The organism is Stenotrophomonas sp. TWI602 (genome assembly GCF_039674045.1).
Classification (GTDB): Bacteria; Pseudomonadota; Gammaproteobacteria; order Xanthomonadales; family Xanthomonadaceae; genus Stenotrophomonas.
In genome coordinates this window covers 1-15,283 of record NZ_JBDJMT010000040.1, presented here as the reverse complement: position 1 = coordinate 15,283, position 15,283 = coordinate 1, and the positions used below count along the sequence as shown (strand labels likewise).

The following is a 15,283-nucleotide window of genomic DNA, read 5'->3' as shown; positions in this document are numbered from 1 at the left end:
GGGTCGACATCAACGGCAGCCGACCAACGGTCGGCTCTACGTCGGTTCGAACAGGGGCATGCGCGCCGGTGACGCTGTACACACTCCGCCGCTGCCTTCAAGACTGCCGCCTGCGCCGCCCATCACCCAGAATGGACGCATGAACACTGTCACCTTCCGCGATGAAACCCTCACCCGCGAGCGCATGCAGGCCATCATCGCCGCGCATCCGCGGGCAGCCGTGTTCGAGAACTGCACGTTCGATCATGGCGACTTCTCGCGGCTGGACATGGATGGGTACCAGTTCCATCAGTGCTCGGTCACCGGCGCGAGCTGGCTGGCGGCCTCACTGGAAGAAAGCCAGTGGACGAAGTGCCGCGGCAGCCAATGCGATTTCAGCTCGGCACTGCTCAGCGATGCGCGTTTCTCGCACTGCGATCTGAACAACAGTCACTGGCGCCGGGCAACGCTGTCCTCGGTGCAGTTCCAGGACTGCAAGCTGACGGGCGCGCACCTGCAGGAAGTGACCGGCTGGGCGCTGGAATTCCGCGATTGCCTGCTGGTCAGCGCGGACCTGCGCGGGATGTCCTTCCGCAAGGCGCAGCTGGAGGGCATGGATTTCTCCGAGGCCGAGCTGTCCGGCTGCGATTTCCGCGATGCGGTGTTCAACGGCGGCAGCCTGCGCAATGCACAGACGCGGTTGACGCGCTTTGAAGGCGCCGACCTGCGCGGCACCGACATCAGCGGGCTCAACGTGATGGACGCCAAGCTGTTCAAGAAAGCGGTGATTTCACAGCGGCAGGCGGCGGCCGCGTTGGCGTCATTCGGGTTGATCGTGGCGTAAGGGCGAACCGACCAACGGTCGGTTCCTACCCGGCCCGGTCGTTCCTACCTGGCGTGGTCGGTTCCTGCCTGACCCGGTCGTTCGTCAGTGACGCGGTAGGCGCCGACCGTTGGTCGGCGCAGCACGTAAACCCGGTAGTGCCGGCCGCTGGCCGGCTCTCATGAATGCTGGACGATCGCGTGGCGCCGGCCAGCGGCCGGCACAACCAGGTGGGCAACCCTGCGGTGCTTTGGCCTGGGCTGCCAGCAACGCCAGCAGATACGCTTCGCCCGGCAGTTCCGGCGCCGGGCAGCCACCACCGGCATGGGCGTCGTGCGCCAGCCAGTCATCCACCACACCGCCCAGCAGATCCACGCGCAGCGGCAGGGTGATGTGGTCTTCGCCCCGCATCTCGATGTAGTGCACGCGCGGGCTGGCGGCGGCCAGGCGACGGCCCTGCCCGACCGGCACATGCTGATCGTCCTGGCCGTGCAGCAGCAGCACGCAGGTACGGCTGTCGGCCAGCGCGCGGGTGACATCGACGCGGTCCAGGTCCAGATCCAGGCGCTGGCTGGCCGCGGCGATCACCTGGTCGATATCCTGCCCACCGTAGCGCCAGCGCCCATAGGCGGCCATGGCCTGCGCCTTCCACGCGGTCGGCTGCAGCGACATCAGGTGCGGGATCATGCTGCGGATCGCAGCGCCGGCATTGGCGAAGGATTCCATCGCCACCACGCCGGTGACCTGGTCGCCGAGCTTGTCGGCGGTGAACAGCGCGGTGGCGGCGCCGTAGGAAACGCCGAACAGATACAGCGGCCCGACCACCTCCCCGCGTGCCTTCAGCGCAGCGATGACATCGACCACATCATCCGATTCGAACGTCCCGTAACCGGACGGGCCGGCGCCGGAATGCCCATGATTGCGCAGGTCGATGGTGACCACGCGATAGCCTGACTGCGCCAACTGCAGCGACCACGGCAGCATCGCATCACCGTTCATCATCCAGCCGTGCAGCAGCACCACCGTGCCGCGCGGTGCCTTCGGCTGGAACGGGTGCGGCAGGTCCAGCGCCATGCCGGTACGCAGCGGCTCGCCGTTGTCATGCTGCTGGGGCAGGTACTGGTAATGCAGCCCGTACTGACCCGGGTCGAACGCACGCCAGAAGATCGGCACGCCGGCGCGGCCGGTCACGAGACCGTGCCGGTTGGGCACACTCTCCACCGCTTCGGCGATGCGCGGCATGTCCAGCAGCGTGGATACGCCGCCGGGCGCGATCAGCCGATCACTCAACGAGGTCGAGGCGGCGGTGGAGGTCAAGGAGGAGCAGGCAGCCAGCCACAGGCCAGCCCCGGCCAGCAGCAACAGCAGCAAGCGCTTCATGGGCAGAATCGGAAAAACCAGACGAGTCGCGCAGGGTACCGATCACGTCAGCGCCGCTCTATCGCATCCAGATGACCATCCGATGACAGCCAAGCCAGCATTCAGCTTGAACGGACGGGCAGCGGCATCGCCGCAGGCCCCTGCCCGGCCTGCGATCAGCCCAGCCAGCCTTCCATGGTGGGCCACCAGCCATCCAGCACCTCCGGGCGCTGCATGCGCTCGCGCCACCATTTCAGCGCGGCCCCCTCCTCGCCAGTGCGCCAGGCAAGCCAGAACGTCTCGTCCGGCTTGGGCTCCTCAACCTGCCTGATCACCAGTCGGCCCTGCGCCACCGCCCGCTGTACGTACGGCTCGGGCAGGAAACCGAAACCGAGCCCGGCACATTGCAGGCGGAACTTGCTGACCATGTCCGGCACGGTCACGGTCTCCTGCCCCATCAGCAGCCCGACCGTGCGCGGCAGCAGCCGCCGGGCCGAATCGGCCACGGCGATCGCGCAGTGGGCGGCCAACGACTCACGGCCCAGCGGCTCGGACGCGGCCGCCAGCGGATGCGAGGGCGCCACCGCGAACACGAAACGCACCACGCCCATCGGCTCGACCACATAGCCCCCGCCGCTGGGGCCCTCGCCCGCCGCGCCGACCAGCAGGTCCGCGCGCCGGTCCAGCAGCGCCTCCCAGGTACCCGACAGCGATTCACTGATCAGCCGTATCCGGGTCTGTTCGGCCACCGCAGTGAACGCGCGCACGTCCTCGGCCAGCAACGCCGGCACGAACATCGAGTCGACCGCCACGGTCAGCTCGGCCTCCCAGCCCGAGGCCACCCGCCGCACCCGCATCTCCAGCTCGCGCGCCGCCCGCAGCAGGTGGCGCCCCTCTTCCAGCAGCGCCTCCCCGGCCGGGGTCAGGTGCGCACGCGGCCCGACCCGGTCGAACAGCTGCACGCCCAGGTCCTCCTCCAGCTTGGAGACGGTGTAGGAAATGGTCGAAGGCACCTTGTGCAGGGCCTTGCCGGCCGCGGCGAACGAGCCCCGGCGGTCGATGGCATCCAGGATCTGCAGGGCGTCGAGGCTGAGCTTGAGCATTCGAATTTTTCGATGATGGCTTGCAAAACTATCCGTTTTTCAAGCCGGCGGAGCAAGCGGATACTGGCCGCAACAGGAAAGGGGACGGCAGCGACCGACCCGGACCGCCATCGAAACCATCGAACACCCAGGAGATTCCCATGCTGCAGATCCGCAAGAGCAACACCCGTGGCAAGGCCGACCATGGCTGGCTGAACTCCATGCACACCTTCTCCTTCGCCAACTATTACGACCCGCGCTACGTCAGCTTCGGCCCGCTGCGGGTGATCAACGAAGACCGCGTCCAGGGCGGCCAGGGCTTTGGCACGCACAGCCACAGCAACATGGAGATCATCTCCTACGTGCTCGGCGGCGCGCTGGAACACAAGGATTCGATGGGCACCGGCTCGGTGCTGCGCTACGGCGACGTGCAGCGCATGAGCGCCGGCAGCGGCGTCAGCCACAGCGAGTTCAACCACTCGGCCGACGAAGCGGTGCACTTCCTGCAGATCTGGCTGTTCCCCGACCAGGAGAACATCACCCCGAGCTACCAGGAGACCCACTTCGCCCCGGACACCAAGCGAGGCCAGCTGCGCCTGATCGCCTCGCGCGATGGCCGTGACGGTTCGCTGCTGATCCACCAGGACGCCAACATCTACGCCACGATCCTGGACGGCGACGACCGCGTCCACCTGCCGCTGGCTCCGCGCCGCGGCGCCTATGTACAGGTGGCCCGCGGGCAGCTGCAGGTCAACGGCATCACGCTGGAGACCGGCGATGCGCTGCAGGTCAGTGACGAGGCGCAGCTGACGCTGGAAAACGCCAACGACGCGGAAGTCATCGTGTTCGAGCTGGCGCTTTAACCGGCCGGCTTCAAACGCAGACACCCCGGTTGCCCGGGGTGTCGTTCGTTTTGGATCAGAACCTGTAGTTGAGGGTCAGGCGCACGTTGCGCGGCTCGCCCCAGGTGTAGGTGCTGTACCAGCTGAAGATCGTGTAGTAGTGCTTGTCCAGCAGGTTGTTGACGTTGAGCGTCGCCGAGAGCTGGTCGTTGAACTGGTACCGCGCCATGGCATCGAGCAGCCAGTAGGGCTCGGTGCGGTGGAGCTGGCTTCCGCCGGTGGCCGGATTGGTGATGGTGCCGAACGTGCTGCCCTGCCAGCGCGCGCCCCCGCCAACGCTCCAGCCGTCAGCCACACCGGTGAGGCGGTAACTGGTGTGCACGCTGAACTGATCTTCCGGCTCCAGCGTGGAGACCTTGGTGGACTGCTGCCGCGCGATCTTGTGCGCGTAGCCGCCCTGGATCTGCCAGCCCGGCGCAAGCTGGCCGGACACCTCCAGCTCATAGCCCTTGGTGCGCACCCCCATCAGGCCTTCATAGGCAATCCCGCCACTCGGCGTCCTGCCGCCGGTCGGCTGTGCGTAGTTGTCCTGCTCCAGCTGGAACACCGCCGCACTGGCGTTGAGGCGACCGTCGTAGAACTCCGCCTTCAGGCCCGCTTCGTAGCTGCGCCCTTCCAGCGGATCCAGCACCCGGCCCTGTTCGTCCTGGTTGCCCTGCGGCTTGAAGATGGTGCTGTAGCTGGCGAAGACGGAGAAGTTGCGGTTGAGGTCGTACACCAGGCCGGCGTAAGGCACGACCACACCGCTCTCGTCGGTATCCGGCGATTTATAGTTGGCGATGCGGCTGCCGACGATCAGCTTGAGCGGATCGGCCAGGTCGAAACGGCCCACCACATAGGCACCGCTTTCGCGGGTGACCTGATTGTCACCGTAGCCCCACTGCCAGTCCGGCTCGGGCACATCGCCGGTCCAGGCGTAGTAGTCGGCAACGCTGCTGACATAGCCCGGCTGCGGCGAGTAGCCATTGTTGACCCAGCGCTTGCGCGACACGCTGCCACCGACGACCAGCTCGTGCTGGCGGCCGAACCACTCGAACTTGCCACTGACGTACAGATCGGCCGCGTTGCTGGTGGTCTTGCCGATGTACTGGCCCAGCCACATGCTCACGCCTTCACCGGTGACCGGATCCGGATTGCCACCGGCCGCCGCGCCCAGCGAGGCGTCATAGCCGTTGACCTGGTGATTGAGCTGCAGCTTGGCGACCCAGTCATTGCCGAAGGTGTGCTCCAGCGTCGCGAAGCCGGTACGGGCGTACTGGCCCCAGCGGCTCCAGCGCGCGCCGTTGTTGAACGAGCGCGGCATGTCGTTGAAGTTGCCTGCACTGTCCAGCAGGGGAATACCGCCCCAGCTGGAGCCTTCCGGATCGCTGTCCTGGTAATCGGCACCGACGGTCAGCAGCGTGCTCTCGCCGAGGTCGGCCTCGAGGATGCCGTAGAACACCTCATTGCTGCGCTGGTAATGGTCGACATTGGAATGCTTGTCCTGGTAGGCGCCGACCACGCGGCCGCGCACGCGGCCACTCTCAGTCAGCGGCCCGCCGACATCGACTTCGGCGCGGTAGCTGTCCCATGAACCGACACCCAGCGTGGCACTGCCGGCCAGCTCCCGGGTCGGTTTCTTGCGCACCAGGTTGATGGTCGCGCCCGGGTCGCCCATGCCGGTCAGCAGGCCGGTGGCGCCCTTGAGCACTTCCACGCGATCGTAGATGGCCATGTCGCTGAGCGTGTTGCCGGCCGAGTACGCCGAATCGCGCGCCATCGGGATGCCGTCGTACTGGAAGTTCTGTACCGCGAAGCCGCGCGCGTAGTACTCGGTGCGCTCGCTGTCGTAGGTGACGATACTCACACCCGGCGTGACCTTCATGACGTCATCGATGCCGTTGAGGCCGAAGTCGTTCATTTCCTGCCGCGTGATCACGCTGATCGACTGCGGCGTCTGGCGCGGGCTGAGCACCAGGCGGGTGGCCGTGGCGATCGTACCGGGCGTGTAGGAATCACTGCCTTCGGTCACGGTGCCGAGCTGGTTGGCGGTAACCTGCACGGTCTGCAGGGTCTGTGCGCCGTCCTTGGCAGGGGCGTCCCCCGCCGGCGCCTCTTCGGCCTGCACGGCCGAGGCGGACAGGGCCAGGCCCAGCACGCAGGCCATCGCCTGCATCAGCGGGGAGCGCGAGGGAAAAGCGCGACGGCGACCCGAATGGATCGGGGCAACACGGAACGGAACGACGGACACGGCAATGCCTCCAGGCAGGAAGGGACTCCTCTGGCGGCGGCTGGAGGGAACGAATGGGCGGCATGATGCCGCATCCCGGCCGCCAGTGGAAGATGGCGCGACCGTTGAGGCAGAAGGCGTTCGGGGGTCGCCCCGGGTCAGGCGGGGCGTGGGGGTCAGCCGCGGGGCACCGGGGCATCCGAGGCGATCAGCTTCTCCTGCTTGAGCTCGGCCCAGAATGCGGCCGGAATCGCCACGGACATGGAGGCGACATTGGCCAGCACCTGTTCGGGCGTCCGCGCGCCGGGAATGACCGCCGAGACCACCTCCGGCGCATCGGCGAACTGCAGCGCCGCGGTGCGCAGATCCACACCATGGCGCTCGCAGAGGACCTGCACCTTCGCGCGCTTCTCCGGCGCCCACGACGGCACCTTGCCGTCATACAGATAGCGATCACGCCCGGCCAGGTAGCCGGCCAGCAGCGGCGAGCCGACCACGACCGATGCACCGTGTGCGGCGATCCTGGGGAAGGTGTCATGCAACGCCTGCTCGTGGTCCAGCAGCGAGTACTGGCAGGCGAGCAGGAAGATGTCCGGATCCGCCTCGGCCACCGCACGCAGGGCCGGCTCGGGACGGTTCACACCGAAGCCCCACGCCTTGATCAACCCCTCCTCGCGCATGCGGGTCAGCGCCGGCATCGCGCCCTTCGCTGCTTCCGCGAAACGCTGCTCCCAAGGCATGCCCAGGTCTTTCTCGTTGTCCGGCGAGAGGTCATGGATGAAGACCACGTCCAGCTGCGACACACCGAGCCGGTTGAGGCTGTCCTCCACCGAACGCCGCGTGCCGTCGGCGGAGTAGTCGTAACGGTAATGGAATGGCGACGGGTCCTTCCACATCACGTCCTGCAACTCACCGGCGGTCGCCGTCAGCAGGCGCCCGACCTTGGTCGACAGCGTGTACTCGCGCGCCGGGTGGTTGTGCAGATGATGGCCATAACGACGCTCGCTCAGACCGAGCCCGTACCAGGGTGACGTATCGAAATAGCGCACGCCCGCCGCATAGGCTGCGGCGAGGCTGGCTTCGCTCTGCGCATCGGTCGCGGCCGCAAACCCATTGCCGATCGCGACGCCGCCGAGGCCCAGGCGGGTCTGCGGCCGGTAACGCACACCCTGCCGCGCGGGATTGCCGGGCAAGGGCTTCGCTGAAGCCTGGCCGCGGGTGGGCAGGACGCTGCCCGGGCCGGCCGACTGCGCCATCAATGGGGCGGCGGCGAACGCGGCCGTGCCGGCGGCGGCAACGGAAAGGAAGTGGCGACGTGCGTTCACGGCGACTCCTGTTTCTGCGAGGGAAGCACATACCTTGGCAGAGCAGCGGTGCAGAGCATGCCTGTGCGGCGTCAACGCAGTGGCAACATGCATCCGCTCTGTCCGGTTGCGCGTCGCTCAGCCCGGACGCGCACCCCCTGCCAGAAGCAGCGCCTCCATCTCGCGGTAACCGCGCTGGCGTGCATGCTGCAGCGGGCTCACGCCTTCACCGTCGGGCAGGTTCACATCCGCGCCTGCCGCGATGAGCTGACGGACGATCTCCACATGTCGCGGGCCGCCATCGGCGAGGATGATCGCCTCCAGCAGCGCGGTCCACTGCAGCTTGTTGACGTGATCCACATCGACACCGGCCGCGATCAGCGTCGCCACGGTCTCCACGTGCCCGCGTTCGGCCGCTGGGATGAGTGCGGTGCCGCCGTAGCGGTTGGTGCTCTTGAGGTCGGCGCCAGCACTCAGTGTCGCGCTCAGGATCTCAAGATGGCCTCGCGCACCGGCGTACAGGTACGGGCTGTCCTGGATCGCATCCTTGGCATTGACGTCAGCACCGGCCTGGATCAGCGCACGTGCGGCCTCCACGTGGTTGTGGTGGGTCGCGACCAGTAACGGTGTCGCCTTCGCCACGCCGCGCGCATCCACGCGGGCGCCCTGCCCCAGCAGCGTACGCACCGCAGTGGCATCGCCCTTCTCCGCCGCCCGATGCAGCCGCTCTTCCAACGAGGCGGCACTGACCGGCATGACCATGCCCATCAGCATGCTCACGACCACCCAGCCACGCGGTGACCTCCGTTCCATCGACATGTTCCTGCTCCTTCCACGGGGGCGCCCGGTGGGACGCCGCAGGACAACGACCGTAGCCGAGCCGCCGCGTCGGCACCAATGATGATTGGGGATCGACTGCATGCGCCATCCGAATGCGTCGGGCGGCGCGCCTTCCGCCTGTTTCATGCGACGCTGCGCGCCACATTCCCCACGGAAGCGCACCACCATGCTGCATCACCTTTCCCTGGGCGTGCGCGATCTCGCGCGTGCCGCCGCCTTCCACGATGCCGCACTCGGTGCGCTGGGCATGCGCCGCGTCTTCGAAGACGACGAGGCGATCGGGTATGGATATGTCGAGGACGAGGATCTGCTGTGCCTGAAACTGCGGGCAGATGCCTCGCCACCCGGCGCCGGATTCCACTTGGCCTTTGGAGCGCCCTCGCGCCAGGCGGTGGACGCGTTCCACCGCGATGCACTGGCGGTTGGCGGCACCTGCAACGGGGCGCCGGGGCTGCGCGAGGATTATGGCGATCACTACTACGCCGCGTTCCTGATCGACCCGGACGGGCATCGGATCGAGGCGGTCTGCAAGTCGGCCATTTGAACCGGATCGCACAAAGAAAAAGGCCTCCGTACTTGCGTACGAAGGCCTTTTCTACAACTGGCGGAGCGGGAGGGATTCGAACCCTCGATAGAGTTTTAAGCCCTATACTCCCTTAGCAGGGGAGCCCCTTCAGCCACTCGGGCACCGCTCCAGTGTTCTTGGTCCGCCGCTGCGATGAATCATCTCAGCGGGGGCGCGAATAATAACGTTTTCCGCGCCCTCAGGTAAAGCCTTAATCCGAAGAATTTTCACTTCCGGATGCATTCGGCTCATCACCGCGCTGGATCCGCTGATAAATCTCTTCGCGGTGCACGGCCACGTCCTTCGGAGCGGTGATACCGATACGCACCTGGTTGCCCTTGACGCCGAGCACGGTCACGCTGACCGAGTCACCGATCATCAGGGTTTCGCCTACACGGCGAGTCAGGATCAACATTTGTTCAAGTCTCCAGGGGAACCGGTGGTGGCATTTCCCCACCGGCTTGGCGCCCCGGCAAGAGCGCCCCACGACAACGGGAAAAGATTCGCCATAGTACCGTCAGGCCTCCCGACCCATCAAGGAGCAGGAGGCTTCAGGCTGTTCAGATACGGGGGGTGACCCAGTCGACGACGGCGGCCAGTGCAGAAGCAAGGGCGGGCCCGTCCTCACCACCACCCTGGGCGAGGTCCGGGCGGCCGCCGCCCTTGCCCCCGATCTGACTGGCGATATGGGCCAACAGTTCCCCGGCCTTGACCTTGCCCATTGCGCTGCCGTTCACACCGGCGACCAGGGCCGCCTTGCCGTCCTGGGTGCCGGCCAGCACGATCACCGCATCGCCGAGCTGCTGCTTGAGCCGGTCGATCGCATCGCGCAGCGCCTTGGCATCGAAGCCTTCCAGACGCGCGGCCAGGATCTTGATGCCGTTGACCTCGACCGCGGCGCCACCAAGATCGGCGGTCGCACCGGCCGCCTGCTTGGCCTTGAGCGCCTCGAGCTCGCGCTCGAGCTTCTTCTGGCGCTCGCCGAGCTGGCGGATCTTGTCGACCACGTCGCCGGCGTTGCCGCCGAGCAGTGCCGCCGCTTCGCTCAGCTGGGCTTCTTCATGGGCCACATAATCCAACGCGCCCTGCCCGGTCACCGCTTCGATACGGCGCACGCCCGAGGACACGCCACCTTCGGACGTGATCTTGAACAGACCAATGTCGCCGGTGCGCGAGACATGCGTACCGCCACACAGTTCGGTGGAGTAGTCGCCCATCTTCAGCACGCGCACGTGCTCGCCGTACTTCTCGCCGAACAGCGCCATCGCGCCGAAGTCGAGCGCTTCCTGCATGCCCATGTTGTGGACTTCAGCGGCGTTGTTGGCACGCACCTGCTCGTTGACCTTGCGCTCGATGATCGCCAGGTCCTCGGCGCTGATCGGCGCGAAGTGCGAGAAATCGAAGCGCAGGCGATCGGGGGCGACCAGCGAGCCCTTCTGCTGCACATGGGTGCCCAGTACTTCGCGCAGGGCGGCGTGCAGCAGATGGGTGGCCGAGTGGTTGAGGATGGTCGCGCCACGGCGCTGGCCATCGACCTGACCGGACAGCACGTCGCCGACCTTCAGGCTGCCCGCGGTGAGCTTGCCGACGTGCCCATGGAACTGGCCCGCGAACTTCTGGGTATCGCTGACGTCCACCTGCACGCCGGCGCCGGACAGGGTGCCGTTGTCGCCGACCTGGCCACCGGATTCGGCGTAGAACGGGGTCTGGTTGGTCAGCACGATGACGTCGTCGCCGGCCTTGGCGCTCTCCACCGGGCGGCCGTCCTTGAGGATGGCGACCACGGTGAGATCGTCGGCCTGCAGGCGGTCATACCCGAGGAACACGGTCGGCTTGAGCGTGGCGACCAGATCGGCCGACAGGGTCACGCCGCCGCCGAACTTGCCGGCCGCGCGCGCGGTCTCGCGCTGGGTGTCCATCGCGGCGTTGAAGCCCTCGATGTCCACGATCAGGTCACGCTCGCGCGCGATGTCCTGGGTGAGATCGAGCGGGAAGCCGTAGGTGTCGTAGAGGCGGAACGCATCCACGCCCGGGATCACGCCGTTGCTGACCTTTGCGGCCACGTCGTCGAAGATCTTCATGCCCGAATCCAGCGTTTCCGCGAAACGCTCTTCTTCGGCCTGCAGCGCGCGCACCACCGTGTCTGCCTGCGCCGGCAGTTCCGGATAGGCCACGCCCATCTGCTCGACCAGGGTCGGCACCAGCTTGCTGAAGAACGGCTGGCGCACGCCCAGCATCCAGCCATGGCGCAGGGCGCGGCGGATGATCCGGCGCAGCACGTAGCCGCGGCCTTCGTTGGACGGCAGCACGCCATCGACGATCAGGAACGAGCAGGCGCGGATGTGATCGGCGATCACGCGCAGCGACTTGTTCTCCAGATCGGCCATGCCGGTCAGCTCGCTGGCCTTGCGGATCAGCGCCTGGAACAGGTCGATTTCGTAATTGGTGTGGACGTGCTGCAGGATCGCGGCCAGACGCTCCAGACCCATGCCGGTATCCACGCACGGGGCCGGCAGCGGCACCAGGGTGCCATCGGGCTGGCGGTCGAACTGCATGAAGACCAGGTTCCAGATCTCGATGAAACGGTCACCGTCTTCATCCGGCGAGCCCGGCGGGCCACCGGCGATGTGGTCGCCATGGTCATAGAAGATTTCGGTACACGGGCCGCACGGACCGGTCTCGGCCATCTGCCAGAAATTGTCCGACGCGAACGGCGCACCCTTGTTGTCGCCGATGCGCACGATCCGCTCTTCCGGAATGCCGACCATGTCGCGCCACAGCGCGTAGGCCTCGTCATCGGTCTGGTACACGGTGACCAGCAGGCGCTCGGCCGGCAGCTTCCAGACCTGGGTCAGCAGCTCCCAGGCCCAGGCGATGGCGTCCTTCTTGAAGTAATCGCCGAACGACCAGTTGCCCAGCATTTCAAAGAAGGTGTGGTGGCGGGCGGTGTAACCGACCTGGTCCAGATCGTTGTGCTTGCCACCGGCGCGCAGGCAGCGCTGGACGTCGGCCGCGCGCACGTAGCTGCGCTTCTCGGCGCCAAGGAACACGTCCTTGAACTGCACCATGCCGGAGTTGGTGAACAGCAGGGTCGGATCATTGCCCGGCACCAGGGGCGCCGACGGCACGATCGTGTGGCCTTTGCCCTTGAAGAACTCAAGGAAATCGCTGCGGATCTGGGAGGTAGTGAATTTGACGGATGCGTTCATGGGGGGCTGGCTTTGTGCGGGCCGGTCAGTCCCTGGCACGCAGCCCCAATGGCCGGGTGTCAATTGCAGGACCGCCGAAACCACAAAGGGTATCAGGCCCGAGCCGCTCAGTCCTCAGGGTCGTAACGGGTGGCCTGGCGGATGCTGTCGCCGGGGAACCCCCGGCGGGCCAGAAGATCGGCGGCTTTACGCCGTGCAGGCAGTTCCTGCGGGCCGGCCTCGCCAAAACGGCGGCAGACCAGGTCGCGGGCATTCTCGGTCCAATCACCTTCGAAGGTGTCCATGGCGGCAGCGATCTGGTCGCTGTCCAGGCCATGCGTGCCCAGTTCGGCGCGGATGTGGATCGGTCCATAGCCGGTGTTGGCCCGGATCCGGACCAGATTCTCGGCAAAGCGGGTGTCATCCTGCCAGCCGGCCTCGGCCAGCTTGCTGACCGCGGCTTCGGCGGCCTCGTTCTCGATGCCGCGGGCCTGCAGTTTGCGGGTCAGCTCTTTACGCGAATGCTCGCGGCGCACCAGCAGCCCCAACGCCCGCTGGACCGGCGTCTGTTCCTGGACACGGCGCTTGCGCCGGGGTGCGGGGGCTTCGGAGTCTTGCATGGCAGCGGTCCATTACAGTGCGCCGTCCTTGGCGCCATCCCGTCGGGGATTCTTGAAACTGCAGGACAGGGCGAGCGTCACTGACGGCGCTGCCCTGCCCCGCAGGAAACTCACTCGGCGTCGTCTTCAGCCTCGTCGCCGCCTTCACGCACGGCTTCTTCCGGCTGGAACTTCTCGCGCAGCTCGGCTTCCAGACGCTGGGCGATCTGCGGGTTGTCGCGCAGGTAGCCGCGGGCGTTGTCCTTGCCCTGGCCGATGCGCTCTTCGCCGTAGCTGTACCAGGCGCCGGCCTTCTCGACCAGCTTGGCTTCCACGCCCATGTCGATCAGTTCGCCTTCGCGGCTGATGCCTTCGCCGTACAGGATCTCGGTGATGACCTGCTTGAACGGGGGCGCCAGCTTGTTCTTGACCACCTTGATCTTGGTCTGGTTGCCGATGATCTCGTCGCCCTTCTTGATCGCGCCGATACGGCGGATGTCCAGGCGGACCGAGGCGTAGAACTTCAGCGCGTTGCCGCCGGTGGTCACTTCCGGGCTCTGGCCCGGCATCATCACGCCGATCTTGTGGCGCAGCTGGTTGATGAAGACCACCAGGGTGTTGGAGCGCTTGATGTTGCCGGTCAGCTTGCGCAGCGCCTGGCTCATCAGGCGAGCCTGCAGGCCCGGCAGCTGGTCGCCCATTTCGCCTTCGATTTCGGCCTTCGGGGTCAGCGCGGCGACCGAGTCGACCACCACGATGTCCACCGAGCTGGAGCGCACCAGCATGTCGGCGATTTCCAGCGCCTGCTCACCGGTATCCGGCTGCGAGAGCAGCAGGTCGTCCACGTTGACGCCCAGCTTGGCGGCGTAGATCGGATCCAGCGCGTGCTCGGCATCGATGAAGGCCGCGGTACCGCCCTTCTTCTGGCACTCGGCGATCGCCTGCAGGGTCAGGGTGGTCTTGCCCGAGGATTCCGGACCGTAGATCTCCACGACGCGACCCTTGGGCAGGCCACCGATACCGAGGGCGATATCCAGCATCAGCGAACCGGTGGGGATGACCTCGACCGCCTCGACGACGCGGTCGCCCATGCGCATCACGGCGCCCTTGCCGAACTGCTTTTCGATCTGGCTCAGCGCGGCGGTGAGGGCGCGCTTTTTGTTTTCGTCCATCGGAGTGGTCCTTGCAGAGGTCGTATCGGTGGAGGTGCTGTCTTTGGAAGTCTTCTTGGCCATGGGTTCACTTTAAGGCTGGCGTATCGCACGGGCTGAGATTCTGCCCGGCGTTCGGAAAAAAATTATCGGACATCCGTACCAACCTCAGCAAAACCAGAGATGTGCCACAAAAGACCGCGCGTGATTCAAGGGGGAACAGGGTCAGCGGTTGGGCCGCAGCAACCCGCAATAGAGGCCTTCGATGGCGAAGTCCTGGTCGGGCAGCACTTCGATCGGCTTGTAATCGGGGTTGCGCGGCAGCAGGCGGATCCGATCCTTCCCCATCTTCAGCAGCTTGACCGTGATCTCGTCATCGATGCGGGCCACCACGATCTGCCCGGAGCGGGCGTCGCGGGTGCGGTGCACACCGATCAGATCGCCGTCGAAGATGCCCTCGTCGATCATCGAGTCGCCCTGCACCTTCAGCAGGTAGTCCGGCGCGGGCGAGAAGAACACCCGGTCCAGCACCACGAAATCATCCGAGCCGATATCCGCGCCGATCGGCAGACCGGCCGCGACCCGGCCCAGCACCGGCAGCCGCAGGACGTGGTCCGGCAACGCCGACGCAGGCAGTGATTCGGGCAGGCCGTTCTGCAGCGCCGGCGCCTGGACCAGCCGGATGCCGCGGGCCTGGCCCGGGATGCGACGGATCGCCCCGGCCTGCTCCAGCGCTTCCAGATGGTACTGGGCTGCGCGGACGCCCTTGAAGCCGAACGCGCGGGCGATTTCGGTCTGCGACGGCGGTGCGCCATCGGTCTCTATACGCTCGGCGATCAACTGCAGGATCGCCTGCTGGGTATCGGTCAGGTCCATGGTTAGTAGTATTACTACTAACGATGCGGGCACGCAAGTGCCCGCAGAGGAAGAGCCGATAGAAGAAGGGCTGTCCCGCACCGGCCGAAGCCTCCAGCAATGCCTGTAGCCACCGACCGTTGGTCGGTGACCGCGCGAACGCGCGGCGATGTCTGACGGCGCGGGTGCGTATCGCTTGCGGCCAGCTCTCCGGCGTTTAGCCTCTGCAATCTGTTGGGTCAGGCATTCGTGGGGGCCGGATGAGGAGCAGCCACGCATGGCGTGGCTCTACCGGTGGGTGCGGTGACGGGCTGGAGCAGCCACGCGTGGCGTGGCTCTTATCTCTTGCCGATCTGGCACTTTAGGTGCCGAGAGCCCGGCGTGGGCGACCGTGTGGCTCTAGGTCTTGCGACCGCTGGGTAGCTTG

The 15,283-nt window shown here is 66.4% G+C and carries 13 protein-coding genes and 1 tRNA gene; 3 read left to right on the top strand and 11 right to left on the bottom strand.

All coding sequences use genetic code 11. From position 1 onward, the window contains the following. Nucleotides 1-139 precede the first annotated feature (139 nt). Nucleotides 140-823, top strand: coding sequence for a pentapeptide repeat-containing protein (locus ABE483_RS18690; protein ID WP_313217733.1), 684 nt, complete (start codon nt 140-142; stop codon nt 821-823). An 84-nt stretch (nt 824-907) separates the two neighbouring features. Here the strand turns inward: ABE483_RS18690 and ABE483_RS18685 are convergent, their stop codons facing one another. Together ABE483_RS18685 and ABE483_RS18680 are read right to left on the bottom strand one after the other, a co-directional pair. Beyond that, nucleotides 908-2,182 carry an alpha/beta fold hydrolase gene (locus ABE483_RS18685; protein WP_346482171.1) on the bottom strand — a complete coding sequence of 425 codons (1,275 nt, stop codon included), beginning with the start codon at nt 2,180-2,182 and terminating at the stop codon, nt 908-910. Between the two features lie 155 nt (nt 2,183-2,337). Next, complete coding sequence (locus tag ABE483_RS18680; protein ID WP_346463706.1) at nt 2,338-3,264, bottom strand: LysR family transcriptional regulator; 927 nt, start codon at nt 3,262-3,264, stop codon at nt 2,338-2,340. A gap of 140 nt (nt 3,265-3,404) precedes the next feature. Between ABE483_RS18680 and ABE483_RS18675 the strand changes: the two genes are divergently transcribed. After that, nucleotides 3,405-4,106 carry a pirin family protein gene (locus ABE483_RS18675; protein ID WP_346482170.1) on the top strand — a complete coding sequence of 234 codons (702 nt, stop codon included), beginning with the start codon at nt 3,405-3,407 and terminating at the stop codon, nt 4,104-4,106. 55 nt (nt 4,107-4,161) lie between these two features. Here ABE483_RS18675 and ABE483_RS18670 read toward each other — a convergent pair whose 3' ends face one another. The 3 genes from ABE483_RS18670 to ABE483_RS18660 all read right to left on the bottom strand — a co-directional run bounded on the left by ABE483_RS18670 (nt 4,162) and on the right by ABE483_RS18660 (nt 8,477). Further along, nucleotides 4,162-6,300, bottom strand: coding sequence for a TonB-dependent siderophore receptor (locus ABE483_RS18670; protein ID WP_346482172.1), 2,139 nt, complete (start codon nt 6,298-6,300; stop codon nt 4,162-4,164). Between the two features lie 230 nt (nt 6,301-6,530). Beyond that, a complete protein-coding gene (locus ABE483_RS18665; protein ID WP_346482169.1) occupies nt 6,531-7,679 on the bottom strand; it encodes an aldo/keto reductase in 1,149 nt (382 codons plus the stop codon). Nucleotides 7,680-7,796: 117 nt separating this feature from the next. Continuing rightward, complete coding sequence (locus ABE483_RS18660) at nt 7,797-8,477, bottom strand: ankyrin repeat domain-containing protein (RefSeq protein ID WP_346482168.1); 681 nt, start codon at nt 8,475-8,477, stop codon at nt 7,797-7,799. Nucleotides 8,478-8,664: 187 nt separating this feature from the next. Between ABE483_RS18660 and ABE483_RS18655 the strand changes: the two genes are divergently transcribed. After that, nucleotides 8,665-9,042, top strand: a complete 378-nt coding sequence (locus ABE483_RS18655) for a VOC family protein (RefSeq protein ID WP_313212552.1) — start codon at nt 8,665-8,667, stop codon at nt 9,040-9,042. A 58-nt stretch (nt 9,043-9,100) separates the two neighbouring features. Here ABE483_RS18655 and ABE483_RS18650 read toward each other — a convergent pair. The 6 genes from ABE483_RS18650 to lexA form a co-directional block, all read right to left on the bottom strand. Beyond that, nucleotides 9,101-9,193: transfer RNA gene (locus ABE483_RS18650), tRNA-Ser, on the bottom strand. 81 nt (nt 9,194-9,274) lie between these two features. After that, a complete protein-coding gene (csrA, locus tag ABE483_RS18645; protein ID WP_019183311.1) occupies nt 9,275-9,478 on the bottom strand; it encodes a carbon storage regulator CsrA in 204 nt (67 codons plus the stop codon). A 145-nt stretch (nt 9,479-9,623) separates the two neighbouring features. Continuing rightward, nucleotides 9,624-12,272 (bottom strand): alanine--tRNA ligase, encoded by a 2,649-nt coding sequence (gene alaS, locus ABE483_RS18640; protein ID WP_313212551.1) that lies wholly within the window; start codon nt 12,270-12,272, stop codon nt 9,624-9,626. A 107-nt stretch (nt 12,273-12,379) separates the two neighbouring features. Then, entirely contained in the window at nt 12,380-12,871 is a 492-nt protein-coding gene (gene recX / locus ABE483_RS18635) for a recombination regulator RecX (protein ID WP_123728918.1), read from the bottom strand. Nucleotides 12,872-12,981: 110 nt separating this feature from the next. Beyond that, entirely contained in the window at nt 12,982-14,022 is a 1,041-nt protein-coding gene (gene recA / locus ABE483_RS18630) for a recombinase RecA (protein WP_123728917.1), read from the bottom strand. 204 nt (nt 14,023-14,226) lie between these two features. Further along, nucleotides 14,227-14,877 carry a transcriptional repressor LexA gene (gene lexA, locus ABE483_RS18625; protein ID WP_121041795.1) on the bottom strand — a complete coding sequence of 217 codons (651 nt, stop codon included), beginning with the start codon at nt 14,875-14,877 and terminating at the stop codon, nt 14,227-14,229. Nucleotides 14,878-15,283: the final 406 nt, after the last annotated feature.